The sequence below is a fragment of the Paenibacillus glacialis genome (genome assembly GCF_001637205.1).
Lineage (GTDB): Bacteria > Bacillota > Bacilli > Paenibacillales > Paenibacillaceae > Paenibacillus_AQ > Paenibacillus_AQ glacialis.
In genome coordinates this window covers 301,680-323,264 of record NZ_LVJH01000017.1, presented here as the reverse complement: position 1 = coordinate 323,264, position 21,585 = coordinate 301,680, and the positions used below count along the sequence as shown (strand labels likewise).

15 protein-coding genes and 1 rRNA gene are annotated in these 21,585 nt (G+C 43.2%); 1 reads left to right on the top strand and 15 read right to left on the bottom strand.

Annotated elements, in window-relative coordinates; translation table 11 throughout:
• The 10 genes from PGLA_RS11230 to PGLA_RS11185 all read right to left on the bottom strand — a co-directional run.
• Positions 1–118 (bottom strand): 16S ribosomal RNA (locus tag PGLA_RS11230); the annotation flags it as partial.
• A gap of 612 nt (positions 119–730) precedes the next feature.
• On the bottom strand, positions 731–2,743 hold the full coding sequence (ligA, locus tag PGLA_RS11225; RefSeq protein WP_068532556.1) for an NAD-dependent DNA ligase LigA: 2,013 nt from the start codon (positions 2,741–2,743) through the stop codon (positions 731–733).
• Between the two features lie 41 nt (positions 2,744–2,784).
• A complete protein-coding gene (gene pcrA, locus PGLA_RS11220; protein ID WP_068532553.1) occupies positions 2,785–5,109 on the bottom strand; it encodes a DNA helicase PcrA in 2,325 nt (774 codons plus the stop codon).
• A gap of 44 nt (positions 5,110–5,153) precedes the next feature.
• Positions 5,154–5,831: a heptaprenylglyceryl phosphate synthase gene (gene pcrB / locus PGLA_RS11215; RefSeq protein ID WP_425415373.1), complete on the bottom strand. Its 678-nt coding sequence runs from the start codon at positions 5,829–5,831 to the stop codon at positions 5,154–5,156.
• 183 nt (positions 5,832–6,014) lie between these two features.
• A complete protein-coding gene (locus PGLA_RS11210; RefSeq protein ID WP_068532549.1) occupies positions 6,015–6,218 on the bottom strand; it encodes a PI-PLC domain-containing protein in 204 nt (67 codons plus the stop codon).
• Complete coding sequence (locus PGLA_RS11205; protein WP_068532547.1) at positions 6,193–6,498, bottom strand: PI-PLC domain-containing protein; 306 nt, start codon at positions 6,496–6,498, stop codon at positions 6,193–6,195. Before PGLA_RS11205 ends, PGLA_RS11210 begins: the two co-directional genes overlap by 26 nt.
• A 238-nt stretch (positions 6,499–6,736) precedes the next feature.
• Positions 6,737–8,023, bottom strand: a complete 1,287-nt coding sequence (locus PGLA_RS11200; RefSeq protein ID WP_068532545.1) for an alpha-L-fucosidase — start codon at positions 8,021–8,023, stop codon at positions 6,737–6,739.
• A gap of 23 nt (positions 8,024–8,046) precedes the next feature.
• Complete coding sequence (locus PGLA_RS11195) at positions 8,047–9,075, bottom strand: glycoside hydrolase family 18 protein (RefSeq protein WP_068532602.1); 1,029 nt, start codon at positions 9,073–9,075, stop codon at positions 8,047–8,049.
• 24 nt (positions 9,076–9,099) lie between these two features.
• Complete coding sequence (locus PGLA_RS11190) at positions 9,100–11,718, bottom strand: transglutaminase family protein (protein ID WP_068532543.1); 2,619 nt, start codon at positions 11,716–11,718, stop codon at positions 9,100–9,102.
• Positions 11,719–11,724: 6 nt separating this feature from the next.
• Positions 11,725–12,747 carry a carbohydrate-binding family 9-like protein gene (locus tag PGLA_RS11185; protein ID WP_068532541.1) on the bottom strand — a complete coding sequence of 341 codons (1,023 nt, stop codon included), beginning with the start codon at positions 12,745–12,747 and terminating at the stop codon, positions 11,725–11,727.
• A gap of 128 nt (positions 12,748–12,875) precedes the next feature.
• On the opposite strand from PGLA_RS11185, the gene PGLA_RS11180 reads away from it, so the two are divergent.
• The gene (locus PGLA_RS11180) at positions 12,876–15,173 is read left to right on the top strand and encodes a helix-turn-helix domain-containing protein (RefSeq protein WP_068532539.1); all 2,298 of its coding nucleotides are present in this window, start codon (positions 12,876–12,878) and stop codon (positions 15,171–15,173) included.
• A gap of 77 nt (positions 15,174–15,250) precedes the next feature.
• Here the strand turns inward: PGLA_RS11180 and PGLA_RS11175 are convergent, their stop codons facing one another.
• From PGLA_RS11175 to PGLA_RS11155, 5 genes are all read right to left on the bottom strand, one after another.
• Positions 15,251–16,849, bottom strand: coding sequence for a type 2 periplasmic-binding domain-containing protein (locus tag PGLA_RS11175; protein ID WP_068532537.1), 1,599 nt, complete (start codon positions 16,847–16,849; stop codon positions 15,251–15,253).
• Between the two features lie 39 nt (positions 16,850–16,888).
• On the bottom strand, positions 16,889–17,797 hold the full coding sequence (locus tag PGLA_RS11170; protein ID WP_068532535.1) for a carbohydrate ABC transporter permease: 909 nt from the start codon (positions 17,795–17,797) through the stop codon (positions 16,889–16,891).
• A 17-nt stretch (positions 17,798–17,814) separates the two neighbouring features.
• Positions 17,815–18,759 carry an ABC transporter permease gene (locus PGLA_RS11165; protein ID WP_245699811.1) on the bottom strand — a complete coding sequence of 315 codons (945 nt, stop codon included), beginning with the start codon at positions 18,757–18,759 and terminating at the stop codon, positions 17,815–17,817.
• A gap of 495 nt (positions 18,760–19,254) precedes the next feature.
• Positions 19,255–20,661 carry an undecaprenyl-phosphate glucose phosphotransferase gene (locus PGLA_RS11160; RefSeq protein WP_068532531.1) on the bottom strand — a complete coding sequence of 469 codons (1,407 nt, stop codon included), beginning with the start codon at positions 20,659–20,661 and terminating at the stop codon, positions 19,255–19,257.
• A complete protein-coding gene (locus PGLA_RS11155) occupies positions 20,658–21,569 on the bottom strand; it encodes a glycosyltransferase family 2 protein (RefSeq protein WP_068532529.1) in 912 nt (303 codons plus the stop codon). Before PGLA_RS11155 ends, PGLA_RS11160 begins: the two co-directional genes overlap by 4 nt.
• Positions 21,570–21,585: the final 16 nt, after the last annotated feature.

Sequence of the window (21,585 nt, the reverse complement as noted above, 5' to 3'; positions counted from 1 at the left end):
TCACCCGTCCGCCGCTAAGTTATTTTGGAAGCAAGCTTCCAAAATAACTCCGCTCGACTTGCATGTATTAGGCATGCCGCCAGCGTTCGTCCTGAGCCAGGATCAAACTCTCCAATAGAGATGATTTCTAAATTGCGTTAAAACAATTTAGAAATCATCTAGAGATTGGTTCCAAATCAGCTTTGCAGTGATTTGGAACCAATCATGAAAAGAGCGATTATGCTCATTTTGAAACAAACTGACAAGAACATAAATGTTCTTTATTTTAAAAAAATCACATCATCCATTTGTTCAGTTTTCAAAGAACTTATTAATATCTGTAATCGAACAACTTCGTTCGTCACAAGATATTCATTATATCATTTCCTTGCTATCAATGTCAACTCTTTTTTTGAGGTGATATGAAGTTTGGAAGATTGTAAGTCACTTGCTTGAAGCGACATTTAATAATTTAACATGAGATTCGACATAATGCAAGCTTTTTCTCAAAACGTTGTTACTCTTTACTTTGCACTCCATCATATTAAAAGAAAAGGGATCTTCCGTCCTTTAAAGGGAGTATTCACTTTTGCGAAAAATATAAGAATACATTATAGGTTAAAACTTATGATTTAATCTTTTATTTGACGATTGCCAAGACTAGCCCTATTCCACTCAACCTGACAATCCTTCTGTAAAAAAATGCAGTAACCTCTCATCATCGAGGCTACTGCATTTGCTATATTAAAGATCACATCTCCAGCAGACGAATAAATTCATCCTCATCTTCGATCACTTGTATACCAAGCTTCTGTGCTTTGGCAAGTTTACTTCCTGCTTTCTCTCCCGCAATGAGGATATCTGTCTTAGCAGATACACTACCTGTGACTTTGGCTCCAAGCGCTGCTAACTTGTCTGCTGCTTCATCACGCGTTAACTTATGAAGTGTTCCTGTCAGCACGACCGTCTTACTACTGAAGAAAGAATCTGTACTCACAACGCGCGGTGCCTCTGGCGCTTTCGCTTGAACACCTAACGTAAGCATCCGGTCAATCCCCGCTCGCATGAATGGATCTGCAAAAAAGCTCACAATACTCTCAGCGACTATTCCGCCAACGTCCGGTAAACCCACTAATTCCTCTACCGTCGCTGCCATAACCGCATTAAGATCACGATAATGATCGGCCAACATTCGGGTTGTCGCTTTGCCCGTATTAGGAATACCCAATGCAAAGAGGAATGAAGCAAGGTCACGTTCTTTGCTCTTCTCCAACGCTTGCAAGAGATTATTCGCCTTTTTCTCCCCGAAACGATCTAACTTAACGAGATCCTCAAAGGTTAACGAGTATAGATCCGCAGGCTCGCTCACATCCAATTCTGTGTTCAATAGTTCAGCAGTCATGCCACTGAATGTATCGATATCCATCGCGTCCCTTGATGCGAAATGAGTAATGCGTCCGATTAATTGTGGCTTACAATTGAGGCTATCATAACAGAATAAATGTGCACCCTTCTGCTCCAATGGAAATCCACATGAAGGACAGTGCGTAGGGAACTCAATCTCTTCCCCATCATTGTCTTCGGTTACCTTACCAAGAATCTCAGGGATGACGTCATTAGATCTGCGAATAAACACTCGCGCACCTAATGCGTGCTTCAAGTTCTTACGTTCAATATCTCCGATATTATTCAACGTACAGTTCTGTACCGTCACTCCTGCAAGCTCAACCGCTTCTACCCGAGCTACTGGCGTGATTTTGCCAGTACGACCTACTTCCCAAGATACAGATTCTAACACTGTAGTTGTCTCTTCAGCTTCAAACTTGTATGCAACGGCCCATCGTGGAAATTTATCAGTGTACCCGAGCACACCTCTTGTTTCCATATCGATAACCTTGATAACCGCTCCATCAATGAGATAATCCAGACCCGAACGACTCTCCACAATCATGGCCAACTCTTCCGTTACATCATCGAAATTCTCGAAGTACGTAATAAATGGATTGACCTTGAATTGATTCTCTCGTAAGAAATCCATCATCTCCCGATGATTCGCAAACGTATTAGCATCGCTATATCCTACGTTGTAGAAATAAGCACTTAATCGACGTGAGGCAGTAGCCTTGGGGTTCAAGTTACGAAGCGCCCCCGCTGCTGCGTTACGTGCATTTTTAAGCGGTTCTGCAGCCGTTAGATTGTAATTACTCAAGACAGATAAATTCATAATCCCCTCACCTTGAACTTCGATCGTGCCTTCAGAGAAGGGAATCGTAAGCGGAACCGACTTGATTGTCTTGACCTGAGCAAGTATCCCCTCACCAATAACACCATTTCCACGAGTAGCTGCCTGAACTAGTCTACCATCTTGATATGTCAGATTAAGCGTCAAGCCATCGAACTTCAGTTCAACTGCATAACATGGATCTGGTAAAGGATTATCAGGGTTCTTACTGTTATAATCCGTGACTAGCTTGATGACTCGGTTATTCCAATTACGAAGTTGGTCGATATTCTGAGCCTTATCCAGACTCCAGAGCGGTGAGAGGTGGCGATGAGGTTCAAAACCTTTCAGCAACTCTCCTCCTACTCGCTGTGTTGGTGATTCAGGCAATATTATGCCACTATCCGCCTCTACTTGAACCAACTGATCGTAAAGAACGTCATATTCTTTGTCGCTTACGAGAGGTGTATCCATCGTATAGTAATGATAATTATACTTGTTAAGCTCTGCTACGAGCTGCTCCATGGTATGCATTGAATCCATGCAGGCGTATCCCTCCGTCATTCAATTATAATTCGCTCAATTTACTCTACTTTGGTAATCGGTGCAAATCCGGCCAACAAGCGCTTCACTCCAACAGGTGCTGGAAAAGCAATCTGTAACTCCGTATCATTACCACTACCTTTTATAGAAACGATGACACCAACGCCCCATTTACCGTGAGAAACCTTGTCCCCTGCTTTGAGAGAAGCCGGATCAGCGGCACTACCCGCTGCTGCGGTATTCGCCTTCATGGACGTGGTAACTGTCACACGACTCTGTGAAGAAGCGGTAGACCCACTAAGAGATGATTTCGAACCACCACTGCCGAAATTACTTCCCCCACTGCTACCCAAGCTACGCCCTCCATAAGACCCACCACTGTTACCACCACGCTGATAACGGTCACGATCACGAGTCATCACGGTGTCTTCCTTAAGCTCATCTGGAATTTCTTCTAGAAAACGAGATGGCTTATTCGCTGTCGTTCGTCCAAATAAGGTACGCATTTGTGCACAAGAGAGAAATAATTGTTTCTCAGCACGCGTTATACCCACATATGCAAGGCGACGTTCCTCTTCCAGTTCATCGTTATCCGTGAATGAACGACTATGCGGGAATACCCCTTCTTCCATCCCGATGATGAAGACGACCGGGAACTCCAAGCCCTTGGCACTATGCATCGTCATGAGAATGACGTTATCTGTTTCTTCTTCTGGTTCATCATTCACACTATCGATATCAGCAATTAATGCTAGATCTGTTAGAAAAGAAACTAACGTTTTATCATCATTATTCTTCTCAAATTCCTGCGTTACAGACAAGAATTCATCTATATTCTCTAGACGAGAGCGCGACTCAAGGGTCTTTTCATTATCGAGCTCAACACGATATTTAGATAATTCAAGGATTTTCTCAGTTAATTCGGTAACGGATAAGTATTCCACCATTCGGTGTAAGGACTCGATCATATCGTAGAATCCTACAAGTGCATCACGTGTGCGTCCCGCAAATCCAAGGTCATCCACGTATTGCAACACTCTGAAGATCGAAGTACCACGCTCTGAAGCTGCAGCTGCAAGCTTCGCAACCGTCGTATCCCCAATAGCTCTCTTTGGCACGTTAATAATTCTAGTTAAACTGATATCATCATCAGGATTCGATAAAAGCTTCAAGTATCCAAGTAGATCTTTGATTTCTTTACGATCATAGAACTTAATACCGCCCACAATCTGATATGGAATATCTGATTTGATCAGGATTTCCTCTATGACCCGAGACTGAGCGTTCGTACGATATAGGATGGCATGATTCTGGTACGATTGCCCTTCTTTTATATTCTTACTAATCTCAGAAGTGACAAAGTATCCTTCGTCATGTTCCGAGTTCGCACGATATACTTTAATCTTCGCGCCTTCTCCTTTGTCCGTCCACAGCTTCTTAGGTTTGCGTCCTGTGTTCAGATTAATCACTTCATTCGCAGCATTCAGAATATTCGAAGTCGAGCGATAGTTCTGCTCAAGGAATATCGTCTGTGCTTCTGGATAGTCCTTCTCGAAATTCAAGATATTGCTGATATCTGCACCACGCCAGCGATAGATGGACTGATCACTATCTCCTACTACGCAAATACGCTGATGGCCCTCTGCCAACATACGACATAACATATACTGTGCACGGTTGGTATCTTGGTATTCGTCAACGTGGATATACTGGAACTTTTTCTGATAGAAGTCGAGTACTTCAGGGACATCCCTAAACAGTTCAATAGTAGTCATGATAAGATCGTCGAAATCTAGAGAGTTATTGAACTTGAGACGTCTTTGATACATTTTATATACTTTAGCAGCCAGTTCTTCAAAATAATCCGAGGCCTTTTGTTCGAATTGATCCGGTAATAGCAACTCATTCTTTGCAGAACTTATAATCGCCTGGATCGCTTTCGGTTCGAATTTCTTCGTATCCATGTTCAATTCCTTCATACAATTACGTATGACAGATAATTGATCGGTAGAATCCAGAATCGAGAAACTTGATGAGAAGCCAATCCGTTCAATATCTTTTCGTAAAATACGTACACACATGGAGTGGAAGGTGGATACCCAAATGTCCCGTCCTTCTCTGCCTACAAGCTTCGATACCCGCTCCTGCATCTCACGTGCTGCTTTGTTGGTAAAAGTAATGGCCAGAATAGCCCATGGTGGGGCTTTACGCTCAGCAATAAGGTAGGCAATCCGATGCGTTAGCACCCTTGTCTTACCACTTCCCGCTCCTGCCATAATCAATAGTGGCTTCTCAGTCGCTAGAACCGCTTGTTGCTGCGGTGGATTAAGTCGTCTTATTCCTTCATGTATGTCAATGGGTTGCATGCGTACATGCTCCTTTCAAATATCGATATTGTGTATCTATAATTTTATTTCACAGCTAATACGGTCTGTAATGCTTGATCCAAATCCTCGTAAATAATGTTGCCTACAACGATCGTATCACTAACCGCTGCTGCTTCCTTTGCCGTATGCAGGTCTTTAATACCTCCGCCATAAATCAATTGAGCGCTCGTCAGCTTGTGATGTACCGCTCTCACCGTTTCCATATCACCGAAAGTACCACTATATTCCAAATACACGACAGGTAACGACATTAACTTATCAGCCACTTGCGCATATGCAATCGTTCCTGATGTATCAAGTAAAGTATTCGCTCCCGTAAGATGCGCTACTGCCGAGTCTGGATTCAGTACAATATAACCTTCCGTAACGAGAAGTTCCCAAGGAATCATATAGCCATACCGATCAATTGCCTGCTGTTGGTGCCCTACAATCCAAGATGGATCAGAACTATTGAGTACCATCGGGATCATATAGAGGTCAAACCCTGGAACAATAGCTTCCATATCGGATACTTCTTGCACACATGGTAATTCATAACGTCGTATACGGGATAATAGATCTACTGTATTCTCATAAGTTACTCCTGTAGAGCCTCCTACCATTATAGCATCCGTACCAGACAGGCATACTGCATTTAAACTCTGCTCATCCATCTCACGATCAGGATCAAGCTTAAATACATGTCTCCAAGACTTCAACATTTCCTTCAACCTACATACCTCCACGCATCATCTTAAAGCTATAAATCTAGTCTATGACAGCGAGGGGGTAGTGTCAATCTGTTCGCATTGAATACGAACAATATATTCTGTTTAATGAACACACGAAATATGCTTAGACTCCTGAAAGAGCAGGCATATCTTATACAACACCTTAAATAATGTTTATCTCAAACCCATTAGATACCACTTTTTCGCACCTTCATTGCCCAGAACCATCTCTGACAGATCATCCGTATAGAAACCATAGATCCCCATCTTCTCGTATTTCTTCATATCTGAAATATCGTTATTCGTGTGTACATAAGTTACCACACCTGCTTTGTTAAGTTTCGCTATAAAGCTATCGCTCGTGCGATTCTCTGGCATAGTAACGCCGGTAATGTGATTCTGCTCTCACGAAATCAATCACTTCTTGATCCGTATCCTTGGAAGCATACAATGTATAAATAATAGATGGGAACTCATATACTCCCTGTACTGTCTTCAGCATCGGCTGATCGTATATTTGTAGAATAATTCGTTGAAGTAGCTTAGGGTTACGACGTTGCTCGGCTTCTTTTATCATGACGCTTAATATGTTCGCCTGTTGCTGTTCCTTCGTGTCTGTCACAATATAGATGTCTGGATTTTCTACCGTTACTACCACTCGATTCTCCTGAAGAGCTAAGTATGAGTCCCGTCGTAATTCCTATCGATATAGTACCGCAATTATTTTCCTCAAGAATATCACAACCTTTATCATCATTAGCATGATGTGAGCTACATTCTAATACCCCATCTTGTCTAAGATAAAACGGGGTATATTCGTCATTTGAATGGAACAGAAAAAGCCACCTTATATAAGATGACTCTCTCTGTTTTATTCGTTTTGTTGTATTTCAGATTTAGTTATGTGTGACAACAGCCCCAGAACCGCCATACATGTCCAATTCACCCTCAAGCTCTAGCTTAAGCACGGTAACCTGCTCATGTGCATCTTCAGCTGTCATATGAATCCATGTGGTTCCAGGAATATTGAACCATGGTACACCGCCATGAATTTCATGTGTCAGTTTTTTACCGGAATGAAGCACTGTAATTTCTTTGATTTTGTTCGATAATCCTTTGAGGCATACACACTCTTTGGGATCATCATATACGAAGAGGTACAAAGTCTGCTTGTCCTTAGAAATCGTGCTACCACCAAAGTAATATCGTGGTAAAATCCCTTCATCCGTTTCGAACACCGCTTCTTCGTGTGTTCCGATCCATTTACCCAGTCCTAACAGAATAGCTTCTTCTCTTGGATCTACAGTGCCATCTTCCATAGGTCCGATATCCAGCAACATGTTCCCACCCAAGGTGATACAATCACAGAACATCCGTATGATCTGATTCAATGATTTGTATTTGGTGTCTGTTGGCACATATCCCCAAGAGCTATTGATGGTTGTACAGAATTCCCACGGACCCTCGGGTCTTGTGATCGGAATTCCTTGCTCGGGTGTTTTGTAATCACCATGACCTTGAAGACGTGAGTTGATGATAATGTCTGGATTGAATGATTGTAAATATTGCTTGAACTCCGGTAGATTCCACTGTTTCGCACTTCTCTCCCAATCTCCGTCGAACCATAAGAGATCTACTTTACCGTAATCGGTTAGAATCTCTTGTAATTGATTGTTGTTGAATTCCAAGAATTTATTCCATCTCTCTTCATCTTGAACGCCGTTTGTAGGCTCTGAGAATTTATTGACTTTGCTTAAATCCTCAGGGACGATGCCATCTTGATAGACACTTGGATAGTCTGGATGCGACCAGTCGATCAGAGAGTAGTACATTCCAAGATGAATACCTTTTTTCGTAATCGCTTCGGCATATTCTTTAATAATGTCCCGTCTAGCAGGAGTACTCTTCACGACATTTAAGTCGCTATATTGCGTATCCCACAAGGCTACACCATCATGATGTTTTGTTGTAAGAACAGCGTATTTCGCGCCAGACTTTTCAATGAGATCTGCCCATTTGTCGGCATCGAATTTCGAGGCTGTAAAGCCGTCTAATTGTTTCATATAATCTTCATAAGAGATCCCACCATTAAAGAACGACCACGATTCAGAAATCCCGTTTACTGCATAAATACCATAGTGAATAAAAATTCCCAACTTCGCCTTTTCAAACCACTTGTCCATTGTGTCATCCCTCTCCCTTACTATTAAAGTCCTTTATGCATGGTATCGAGCAACCGATGTGTCTCGTCGCAACCGTACTCCCAGAACATCACTCCGGCCAATTTATGATTCTTAACATACTCACATTTGTACTCAAGTGATTCTTCGTCATCGTAAGAAATGAAGCTACTCCCATTAAAAAGGAAAGGTGCCTTCGCATCTTTATCCCAATAACGGGTATACCCATTAATATTGATGTAATTGGCACTAAGATCCGTGAAATCCGGTCCATATCCTCCTGTACTTCCGGCCATTTGATGGAGACCATGATTAATATCCAGAACCTGCTGCCATACACGGGAGTAGAATGCTACGCCGATCACGATTTTCTCTCTAGGGACGCCAGCACGGATAAACATATTGATGGACGATTCCGTACTAATACGGAATAGATCCCCTGGTGATGTATGCAAGTTCGTATGGTGACCCGTCAGAACCTGAAAACCTCCACGCATGTCGTATGTCATCAATTGCACAAAATCCAAGTACTGCTGCACTTGATCCATCTCCGTGCCGTCTACATAATACTGATCAGCTCCTGCAGCTATCGTAAGTAAGTAATGCCGGCCGGCCTTTACGCCTTGATGATCCAGCGCCTCCCGCATGGTCTTCAATAGTAACGTAAAGTTCTTCTTATCATCAGGGCTTGATTGAATGCCCGCTTCTCCGTAACAAGGATATTCCCAATCCAGATCAATTCCGTCGAATGGATATTCGACCAGTACACGAACAGCCGAATTGGCCATTGCGCTTCTTCCAGCTTCGGAAGAAGCAGCTTCGGAGAATCCGCCAGCACTCCATCCCCCGACGGACAATATTAAGTTAAGTTCGGGATGTTCATTTTTTATCTTTTGCAGCATATCCATATGCTTCATATGATCCGTAATGATCACATCATCCTTGATATGTCCAAATGCCACATTCAGGTGGGTTAATTTCATCAAGTCCTCCTGAGTCAAATCGGGAAGCTTAGAGTCAACGACATAACCAGCTACAATATATATTTGTTTCATCGTCATATTTCACTCCTGTTCATATTATGGCTTTGATACGCCGGAAAGGACCTGAAGAGCTTCCTTAGCAATTCCGAGCTTATACCCGGACTCTGTATATCGGATACGATCTTGCTCATCGAGTATATAGACGTGTGGGAAGCTAACTTCCCTCTCCTCGAACTGTGGCATAAAACCCTGTAGTGAATCATAAACGGAATCGCGGACAATCATGTTACCAAACGGCAGATTCGGATAACCCGAAGGATCGAACGATGCGTTCCATTTATCATCACCGACCACAAGAATGATTGGGGCGCCAATTTCAGAGAATGCCTCAGCTAGCTCGCAGATTTCGCGGATTAAATGCTTAGACGGCTCTCGCTCTGGTTCGATCCAGGCGATCAAAGCTCCCTTTGTACCTACCAATTCTCCAAGTGTCTTATCGGTTCCATCCACTAGGGCGAATCTACAGTTCCGATTGACTGAACCAAGCACCGGAATATCAAGTTGAACATTGCGGAATGTCAGGGTAACCTCTGTTTGTTCGCCAGCATACACCTTAAAATAAGTACTGCGGATCTGCACTGTTCCATCCTTCAGACGCATACCTGTAATCATTCGATATGATCCCTGCATGACTTCGAATGGCTCATCGTACACATCCAATTTACCGTGCGGGTAGAGCAACGTTGTGTAGATGCCATTCTCCAACCGTGCAAAGGTGAAATTCTCTGCATATGAAGCTACTGGGGCTTCCGTCGCCGATTCGGTATCCCGAATCAATTGTAGTGTGCCATTATTCTTCTTCTCGGTATCACGATCCAACGCTTTCCCGAGTAGCGCATCTTCCCAGCTCTCACCGTTCATATATTGCGGCTTCTGTTCGCTCGGATGCAATCGTGCCGGGATTCCTAGGCTTCGGCAGATGCTCACAAACAAGATAGCTAGGGAAGTACGATCCCCCTTCTTCAACCGATAGGTGCCAAGAGGTGTTGCCTTGCCTTTTAAATGGGACAAGTCTTCCCTAACCTCCCACTCCTCATTGAGTCGGCAAACCAGATCAGACGGATTCGCTCTAAATACAATCGATTCCGATTCGGTGAATTCGCCTTGGAAAAATTGCTTATACGGTCCAATCATTTCATATTGTACGCGCGGACAAAGGATATACCGTACAAAGATATCTTCCTGAAACTCTCCTTGTTGAGAGATAGATCCTATCAGGTGATCGTCCAAGGTAACACGGAACGTATCTATCAAATCTTTCTCATTCAAGCTTTCTAGTAGAATCAGTGGCCACTCGCCATATTCAAGACAGCGTTCCTCTAGGAAAGCAGCAATTTCGCGGCTGTTCCCGCGCGCTTTACGAAGCACGTCCCATACTCGCTCCGGTTCTAGTTCCAATTCACGAGCGAGATCTCTCGCTTGAGCTTCATTTAGAAATGTCTCCTCGTAGTTTTTCCGGATCAACATTCCTTTCTCAAGACGATCGTTATGCCGTTGCATCTCTTCCTCAGAGATCGGTTCTGTTGCTTCACCTTCTCGTTCCGGCGGAGGGACCAGATCAAAGTCTACCGATCCTTCTAGCTGCTGTGTCTGGTCGAGAACGACCTCGAAATGAACACGATCTGCAACTGTTATTTTCTCTTCTCCCCATCGGCCTGCATATACCGCACGAATGACCAGATCACCCAATCCTGTCTTGAATGAGACCTCGCCCCGCTCGTTCGTCGGCAGCACGACAATCGGTGTTAATTCGGCCATATTGTAAAGCTCAAAGTACACTTTGGCGCCTTCAATCGGCTGCCCGATCTCATCCTTTACAAGAACCGTGATTATCTGGGTAGGTGCATAACCATCCAGTAGATTGATTTCCGTGTACCACTCGTCGGCAAGCGTGATATCCTCTGGACCAGGGTAGTTCGATGGAACCCGAGTATTGATCAGCATCGCTCTTCGGGCAGGTGGACTGAACCATCCTTGGTTCAGTCTCACCTCCGGTTCACATGCACCGATGTAAACCCATTGTCCGTCAGCCCATGCCTCCACCCAAGCGTGATTATCGTCACAATGCGCCCAGCGTGGGGTATAACACTGGCGAGCAGGAATGCCAATGCTTCGTAACGCGGAGACTGCAAGTGTGGATTCTTCGCCGCAGCGACCTCGCGCGTTCCTAATCAACGTCAGTGGGGAGATCGTCCGTAAATCACTGCCGATATATGTTGCTTTCTCATGACACCAATAATTGGTCTCCAGAATAGCATCAGCCATCGACAAATTCGCGGTACGTTCTGCCAATTCATTAAATAAGATGTGTCGACAATCTTCGATACTCTCACTATTCACCCGGTACGGTAGCACAAAATGTAGAAAGAGATGGTCAGGAACCCGTTCTCCCCATGGAACCTCCTTGCGGATCTCCAACGTCTGGCGGACATGACTTAAGAATAATGAACCATCGTAATCGGCCAAATCATTAATAGGCATATACGCGTATAAGAATTTGAGTGCCCACGTCTCTTCTTCGGTTAGTTCCTCCTGAAATATATTAAACAACTGGACGTTTCTAGATTGAGCAATAAGCTCTTTCTCGCGGAACTTACGCTCGATAAGCTCCATAGTTATATCATCCAATGAGAACACACTCGTTTGAATAGTCATTCATCATTACTCCTTCCATAACTTTCCGTCTTCTCTGATATATAGAGTTGCAGTTCCGTCGGATGAAGGCGCTGAAATCTGAAATAGTCTACTAGTTAGCTCGATTGTCGGTGTTATGCTCCACGACTCGTCCCCCATCAACAGCTTCACATCTGTGGTAAATTCACCATGCTCTTCGAAGAAATTACGCTCGCGATAATAAAGCTTGCGTAGCTCCCACTTCATTCGCTCATCCGACGACAGCTCAAACTGTTCCGGACCTTCCTTATCGGCAAACACGACATAACCCCATAATTCTGGGTAATGCATATTAATAATCCCCATAGGAGACCACACCCAATTATCCTCTGGATAAGGTTTACCCGTGTCTGGATTCTGAACCTTGGAGTATTCGCCGTCCTTAACCTCTGTGCGCCACTCAACCCTAGAGAAATTGACACGCCAGAACTCATTTTTTACCGGCGGGCGTCCTTCGTTAGCACACTCTCGTAAGCTAGTCCAAGGCATAGCCACCTCAACACTCCATTTTCGATTAGCCGCATCTGGACAATTCAATTCACCGTCAATATGTACTGCCGTCTTGAGTCCGTTAATATCCCAACCGTTAACCGGAGGCCCACCATCGCGATATGGCTTAACCAACATTAGATCCCATACCGTGTTCAACGCATTAACTTCGAATTCGTAATATTGGTGCGTATCTCCATCAGGGTCAATGAAAATTTCAAAATCATTATCATAAAAAATAACCGATTCTCGTTCCGTCAACGTAGCCCAAATCTGGTCTTCTATCAATTCCGCTGCAAAGTAAAAATACTCATCGTCCCACAGCATTTTCACCCGTGTTCGCTTGGCAGGATTCGGGCGAAGATCCCCTTCAATATCAACGAAATCGTCACTCCAATCTGCTTCGGCCCAGAACGGTTTATCCACACGACCATCCAGAACGAGCAACTCGGTTGCGCGTCTACAAATATAATGTTTCGGTGCATATTCAATATTCGGCTCCATCACACCACTTAGGTTCACGTAATTTCCTCCAGTTGTATATGTGTTCTGATCGGTAATCTATTAGTCGTCCTACTCGTATTTGGTTGGGTTTCTTGTTATCATATACATAGAAATTCACCATTGATTAACTTCAGGAGGCTAGATACATGAAACTGAGTTACTTCAAGTCCAAACTATTCTTGAAATATATCTGGTCCTACTTATTCATTCTACTAATCCCTTTAGTCCTTATTACTGTATTCATCTATGAAAACGCTGTCAGCAATCTCCGGGCTGAAATTGAAAACTCTCATCTCATTCAATTAAGACAAACCAAAAATATCATTGACGACCGGATGAAAGAAATGAGTGACGTCGCATCGCGTATCTCCTATGACGAGAGACTTACTTCATATCGCGTTCACGATCCCTATTCTAGCAGAGAAGCCATTCAAGCACTGGATCAATATAAAGCACCCAATTCCATCATCAGTGACATATTCTTATACTTTCACAACGATGAACAGATTTACTCTTCAGAAGGTATGTCGAGCCTAGACGTGTTTACGGGTAAGTACCGTTTCGATAATTGGACTCCTAAAGACCTTAACCAAGATTTGAACAGTATTAAATTCCCAACGATGCGCCCAGCCGATCTCCTTAATCGCAACTCTTTTGAACAAACAATTCTGGCTTATCTTGTTCCGATTACACCGAACAGCCCTAGCCCCCACGGAACGGTCATGTACTTCATCAAAGAAGCTCAACTCACAGGATTAATCGATTCGATTCTGGGCAATTACCAAGGGCTATCTTATATTTTTGATAACAACGGCCAAATTCTAACCGATAACCGTCATGGTGGTGAATCCCTTATCGAGGCTGATGCCAACTCCTTATTTGGGCTATCGCCGGGGATTCATAGTCAGACATTAAACGGCAAGCAGCATTCCATCGTATCCGTTAAATCAGAAAATAACGGATGGACATATGTGACATTGATGCCTAGTGCTCAATTCTTCAGCAGCGTCCTGCATGTTCGCAGTTTCATCGTCATGTTGTTCTCCATCGTTGTGCTCGTCGGTGCCGCGATTGCGATCATGCTCGCCCGAATTCAATATCAACCTATATCCACTCTAGCGGAGTTCGCTTATGCCAACGCCAAACCAAACCGACTAGCCGATGAACCTGTCCTGCAAGGAAACGAGCTTGAGCGAATTCGGACAGCGCTTCTAGATTACAGCTCGCGAGTAGACCTTCAAGAGCCCTATGCACGAAATCACTTTCTCTTCATGCTCTTGAAATACGGAAATGCCCAGAGTCAGACGCCAGAACTCTTACAAACGTTCGATCTTCAATTCGACCGAACTCACCACTTCGTTATGGTGATTGGGTGGGGGGCACTTGAAGACGAACAGAATAACAAACAAGACAGACTAGAAATCATCGAGCTTCTTGCCCAGATGGAGATCCCCGACCTTGATACATATGCCTACAGCGTCGAACTCCCTCAACCGGATCAGCTCGCTCTCATTATCAGCTTCAACCTACATGTCGAGTTGCAAGAATTCGTCCATGTCCAACATATTGTCGAAGCGATACGTGGTAATATCCTCGAAATGGTCAACGTTATTCCATCGATTGGCGTCGGGACCTGTTATTTGAGTCCTGATCATTTTAATCAATCCTTTATTGAGGCCTGTTCGGCATCCGAATTACGCATATCAACCGACCATGGCACCGTCACTTATTTCGAGAAGCTGTCCTATACGTCCGACCAAACGTTCTGGATTCCAGATAACGAACTACTGAAACTTTCACAAAGCTTGAAGCTAGGAAGTTATGATGTAGCAGCACAGATAATCAGCACAGTATTCCGTAATTTGCATACACCAGAAATTTCTTCACTGCTTATGCGCTGCATCTGTTTTGATATTCTGAATACGATGCTGAAGACAGCATCTGAACTCGGCATCGATAATGCAATGCAGGAAATGGCCCCCCATGTGATGTTCAATTCATTGGATGAATTAGAGCACAGTTTCTTAAGCCTTGCTTCTCGGATCTGCGCTCAGGTCGAGCGTAATCAAACAAAGAAGGAGCATTCCCTGATGGATCAGGTTATTGTCTACATTGACAATCACTATATGGACCACACGCTCAGTCTAGAGACGATATCCTTCGAGTTCGATATCTCACCTTCGCATGTCAGTCGTTCTTTCAAAGAAAAGATGGGAGTAAACTTCATCCCATACATATGGCAAAAAAGAATGGAAGAAGTTATGCATCAACTAACAATGACAAATGACCCGTTAAAAGACATTATTATGCGCGTCGGTTATCTCGATACACCGAACTTCATTCGTAAATTTAAGAAGGAAACCGGGTATACACCCGGCCAATACCGTAAACTTCACAAAGAGAATGAACTGATTGAATCCACACCTGAACTCGTTGAAGAATAACCGTGATGCAATCTAACCGATCATCATGTTGCATGATCCGGTTAGCATTGCATCTCATGGTTGGACAGGTCTATGTGTTACTTGGCGTTCCAACGATCGTATGCAGCCTGATAAATTTCTACAATACGATTACCTCCCATTTTTTCAACTTGAGCCTTATATTTATCCCAATTAGCGAGTGGCTCCTGTCCCGTTACGAATTTCGCTTCCATTTGTTTGACATACGCATCCAAATCGGATCTCAAAGCGGAAGTCTCGTCTTGCTCTTCATTCGATAAATAAACACTTGGGAAAGGCCCTCTGGCGATCGGAAGCAACTTCTCCGCATTTTCCTTATCAAGCCATAGGTCGAAATCACTTCTTAATCCGTTATAAATATCGCTTCGGTTCATACCTGGAGGAACGATACCATTATTTGGTGTGATCTTCCCACGATATTCATCACGGCCACCACCGTCAGGAACAGGAAGCCATTCTTTTACGTGGTTCTCTTTGTCTGTATATTTCCAAAGGATGTTCTCAGGACCTTGTCCAAACATAGATGCACCATCATAACTGTATTGGTAGTCCACCCAACGCATCGAAGCTTCTGGAGCTGGATTGCTGCTAGTAATGGCAAAGGTACCGAACGTAGAAAGGCCCGGATGTTTACCGTAAACAGGAGAATCAGCGATTTCACTCTTCACTGGTGTCATCATAGGATTGCTGCCGTCAGGATCGCCACCCAAGGTGAAGCTAGGAAACCAATCGCTGAACAGTGCCAGTTGATTTTTTACCCCTTTAGCCTTCTTCTGATCATTCGTCTGTGAGAACGTCTCGTGGTCGAGTAGGTTCTCATTCCACAAACGATTCATGAATGTTACATAACCTTTGTATCCCTCTTCTATAAATGGGTAGTGTACTTTGTCTTGCTTATCGACATAAATATCCTCGTTATACATCCCCCAGAATCCAAAGAAGTACATGCGTAAATCGTCAAGCTTCACGGATGAAAGCGGAACCTCATCTTGTTTACCATTACCGTTCGGATCCTCTTCCTTAACACGCTTCAAATAGGTGTACAGCTCTTCCGTTGTCTTAGGTTCTGTTACATCAAGAGCTTTCAAGAACTTCCCGTTATACCACATCGGACCGCGGTACCAGACGGCAGACAAATCGATGTTCGGTAACGCATAGATATGACCATCAGGCGTCGTAATTGACTTGCGGATATCCGGATATTCATCGAGAATTTTTTTGAGGTTAGGTGCGTAATTATCAATCAAATCTTCGAGTGGAATAAGCACACCCTGACTTCCGTATTTCACTTGTTCCGAAGGTTTAAGATCCGCTGCATAGAATATGTCTGGCAAATTACCACTAGCAAACACGAGGTTCTTCTTCGTTAAGAAACTGTCCTGTGTCGCGTTATTGTATTCCATCTTGATGCCTGATAATTTCTCCATTTCTTGAAGCGCAGGCATTTGGGTCCAATCCTGAATGCCTAAGTCCTGCGACATCATCTTCAAGGTAAGCGGCTTGCTAACAATCGGGAAACCCTCTTTTTTCACGTCTTCAGCTGTGTTGGAAGTACTGGCTTCTTTTGAACCCTCATTGGATGAGCCGCAAGCTGCTAATATGGACATGGACAGGGTGAGACATAACAACATGGCTGACGCTTTACGTATTTTTTTCATAACATATTTCTCCCCTTTTAATATCATTAATGGATAAGATCAGCCCTTAACGGAACCAATCATGACACCTTGTACAAAATAACGCTGAAGGAACGGATAAATTGCGATAATTGGCAATGTTGCTACGATAATGACTGCGTATTTAACCAGAGCTGCGACTTCTGCCTTACTATTAAGTGCCAACGCCGTCGTCGCATCCATTGATCCACCTGGTTGTGCGGACATTTCTTGTAGAACTAGAATTTGACGTAAGATCAATTGTAGTGGAAATTTAGATTCATCGTTTAAATAAATAAGAGCCGAGAAATAGCTATTCCAATTCCCTACACCGTAGAACAATCCCATAACGGCAATGATCGGCATCGACAAAGGAAGAACGATTTGGAAGAACAGGCGCATATTCGTGCATCCGTCAATTTGGGCGGCTTCTTGCAATTCATTCGGAATAGTAGACTGAAAAAACGTCCGAGATACAATGATATTCCAGATCGATGCTGCCGATGGGATCACGATCGCCCATATGGTATCTACCATACCTAGGTTTTTAATAAGTAAATAGCTCGGTACAAGGCCCCCTCCGAAGAACATCGTGACCATGAACATACCCATGAAAAAGTTACGTCCAACAAAGTCCTTGCGACTCAACGCGTATGCTGCCGGCAACGTGACGATCAGATTGATCATCGTTCCCAATACGGTATAAAGGATGGTATTCCCGTACCCTCTCCATATACTTGCGTTCTCGAATACTCTCTTGTAACCATCAAACGTAATACCTTTAGGCCACAGCCACATTTCACCGGAACTGACAAGCTTCGGATCACTAATGGAAGCACTAAGCATATACACCACAGGATAAGCCACGATAATAAAGGCCAGAAATACATAAATATATATACAAATAGCGAATACCTTGTCTCGTCCAGTTTCCTTAACGGTGATAACCATTTACCTCCCCCCTTCCTCTACCATAAACTGTTCTCATTGGTACGACGTACGATCTGATTCACCGTAATTAATAGGAACGCGTTAACAACCGAGTTAAACAATCCTACTGCAGTAGAGAAACTATATTGAGCATCCACTAGCCCCGAGCGATATACGAATGTCGAAATGACGTCCGATGCTCCCATGTTCAGCGGATTCTGCAATAGTAGTATTTTCTCAAACCCTACGCCTAGCAAACTACCCACATTCAGAATCAATAGAATCGTCATAGTTGGAATAATGACTGGAATGTTAATATATCTGATACGTTGAAACCGCGATGCTCCATCAATTATAGCTGCTTCATGTTGCTGCGGATCCACGCCGGACAAAGCTGCTAAATAAATAATCGTTCCCCAACCTGCACTCTGCCAAACGCCAGAGAACACATACATCGTCTTGAACCATTTGGGATCTGTCAAGAATTGAGGTGCGTCAAATCCCAACCATTCAATCAAATGAACGACCATACCCGATGAAGGAGACAAGAATGTTATGATCATACCGCCCATTACGACGACGGAAATAAAATGAGGCGCATATGTTACGGTCTGAGCCAACTTTTTAAATGACCCGTTCTTCACTTCATTAAATGCTAGCGCCAGGATAATCGGAATTGGAAACCCGATAGCCAATTCATACAGGCTAATACTAAGCGTGTTCCAGAGCAAATCCCAAAAGTAATACGAGTTAAAAAAGCGAGTGAAATGATCAAATCCAACCCACGAACTTCCCATAATACCTTTGGTAGGAATAAAGTTCTTAAACGCAATCTGGATACCATACATCGGTCCATAATGGAAAATAAGGAAATACAAGAATGCTGGTGCAATGAATATATATAATTCCCAGTTCTGAACTATCTTGTTCCAGCTCTTCTTCTTTTCCTTCTTCCCCTTAACTTTCGGGATCACGCTACTCATGATGTTACTTTTTGTTTCCTGCATAGTATCCCCCTTTCCTGATTTGGTTAGTGTTTCTCTGGAAATGTTACCAACGCTAATCCCTCATATATGTTAGCGCTTACATAAAACATACCCAACAGCAGCTACATTCGTAAATATGTCATTTTCTAACGCCCAAAAACCTTATACAACGGGCATAATTCAATAAATAGTGGGTTTAATAGCGCTAGATAACATGTGTCATTCTTGATAAAAAGCCGCTGTTTATTCCTCTGCGCAAATTTCACCTATCGCTATCCATACTAACTGACAGATACTTTATCACGGATTCTTACTGAGAGATCAATAATAACATGTAAACGCTTACAATAAGAAGGAGAGAAATTGGGGTGATTCGTTAACCGTGCTGAGATGAAGTCAAATTGATGGCGTGTAGGTTAGAGGCATTCAGGTGTGAAAATAAAACAGACTGCTACTTAAGCAATAAGCTCAAGGAACAGTCTCGTAATTTACTTAGTAGGCATTGTTATTCTTAAAGCCGTTCTTAATCGTCTTTATAATGATTTTGACATCTAACAGGATGGTCCAGTTCTCAATATAGAAAATATCGTGGTTAATCCGATCTTCAATTGAGGTATCTCCACGTAATCCCTCGCTCTGCGCCAAACCCGTAATACCTGGACGAACATGATGTTTCACCATATATTTAGGGATCTCATCACGAAATTGTTCCACATAATAGGGACGTTCCGGTCTTGGTCCCACAACGCTCATATGTCCCATCAACACATTGAAGAATTGGGGAAGCTCATCTAAGCTAGTCGAGCGTAGGAACGTTCCAAAGCGGGTTCGTCTCGGATCATTCTCAGTTGTCCATCCTGTATCCACTGTGCCCTTAGGCTGAAATTTCATCGAACGGAATTTATACATCATAAAGTTACGGCGATTGAGTCCGACACGCTCTTGCTTAAATATAATTGGACCCGGAGAGGTACATTTCACACCTATAGCTACAACTAGCAAGATTGGAGAAGTTATAATAATGGAAAAGAGCGCGAATATAATATCAAATAGTCTCTTGAACAACCGGTTACCCGCTACATCGAGTGGAATATCCCTCACATTAATCATGGGCATGCCCGCGAAATTGTCGAAGTACGGCCTAGCCGGTAAGTAATCGAAAAAGTCCGGTATGATAAGTGTTCGTACTCCTGCTTTCTCGCAAAGGACGATGATATTCGTATATTTGGAGTGTGCGTCGAGCGGTAAAGCAAGTACTACTTCGTCTATTAGTTTTTCATTCAGTATACTTTCAAGATCATCTAAATTCCCGAGAATCGACTTATAGTGTCGTTCATCTAGTGTATCCCACACCTGATTATCATCTAAGAAACCCACAACCTCGTAGCCTAATTCAGGATATTGCTTCAGGTTATTGTAGAAGCGTTTGCCTAGCGTACCTGCACCCACGATCAATACAAACTGTCTATTGTAGCCTTTTTCACGAAAATGCTTAAGAGAAGCTTTAAGAAAATACCGATATAAAATAATGAGCAAGATATTAAATCCTAGATAGAAAGCTAGATAAACACGCGAGATATCAATTTCTTTCATAACAAACATAATACTAATCAATACGAACAGACTGATGAAATGCACCTGTATAACTTTGATAAATTCATCTGCGAATCTTTTCTTCCTCTTGGGGGAATAGAGTGCCACTACAATACCTGTTACACTAGCGATCACACCGTAGATTAAACTCCACAGTAAATACTTCTCTATAGGCATCGGACTCTCATAAGGAATCCAACCGCTTTCGAATTTAAGCCACCATGCGAGCAGAAATGATATCTGTACCACAGCAAAGTCCGTTAAAATATATAATTGAGTCAATAATCCCTGACTTCTACGAATCATAATTTCACCTCCACCTGATTGTTGTCTGCGGGCTTCGAAACAGGCTTCGATCTAGTCAGCTTGTTCTTGAGCAGCGCCATAGTAAATTTCAAACCGATCCCCATATATATAACGCCATTAGTACCCCAAAAGTATTGGTCTTTGTAATGTTTATGATGGAATACTGCCATTGCGCGATGAAATTCATAGATAATGCGAGTAGGTCTGCGACGTGCACTTCCCCCTTTGTAATGAACGATTGAAGTACGTGGGTAATAATGAATCCCCCAACCCGCCTGCTTGATGCGATAGCACCAATCAATATCCTCCCCATACATGAAGAACGTCTCATCCAGACCGCCTACCTGCTCCATGGTCTCGCGTCTAACCATCATAAAGGCACCGACGAGACAATCCACCGGATACTCCTCATCTGGATCTAGATGCCCTAGTTGGTACTGATTAAACTTCGGACGATCCGGGAAGAGACGTGATATGCCGAATGCATAGTAAAAAGACGCCGATGGCGTCGGAAACCCACGTTTACATGCTTTATCAAGCGTTCCATCCGGCAGAATAATCTTGCAACCTGAAGCTCCTACGGTATGATTCTCATCCATGAATAAGATCATCGTCTCTAGCGTATCTTCAGATATTATCGTGTCGGAGTTAAGCAGTAAAATATGTCTTCCCTTAGCTATTTCCATCCCTTGATTGTTCGCCTTAGCAAAACCCGTATTATCATTATTAGCGATCAATGTCACTTGAGGGTACTCTACTGAGATACTCTCAACGGATGAATCGATAGAGTGGTTGTCTATAACAATTACTTCAAAGCTGTAGCGTGTGTTCGAAGCAAATACGGACTGTAGGCAGTCCATCGTTAGCTGACGTGTATTGTAGTTAACAATCAAAATACTTAAATCCATATAACAAACACTTCCT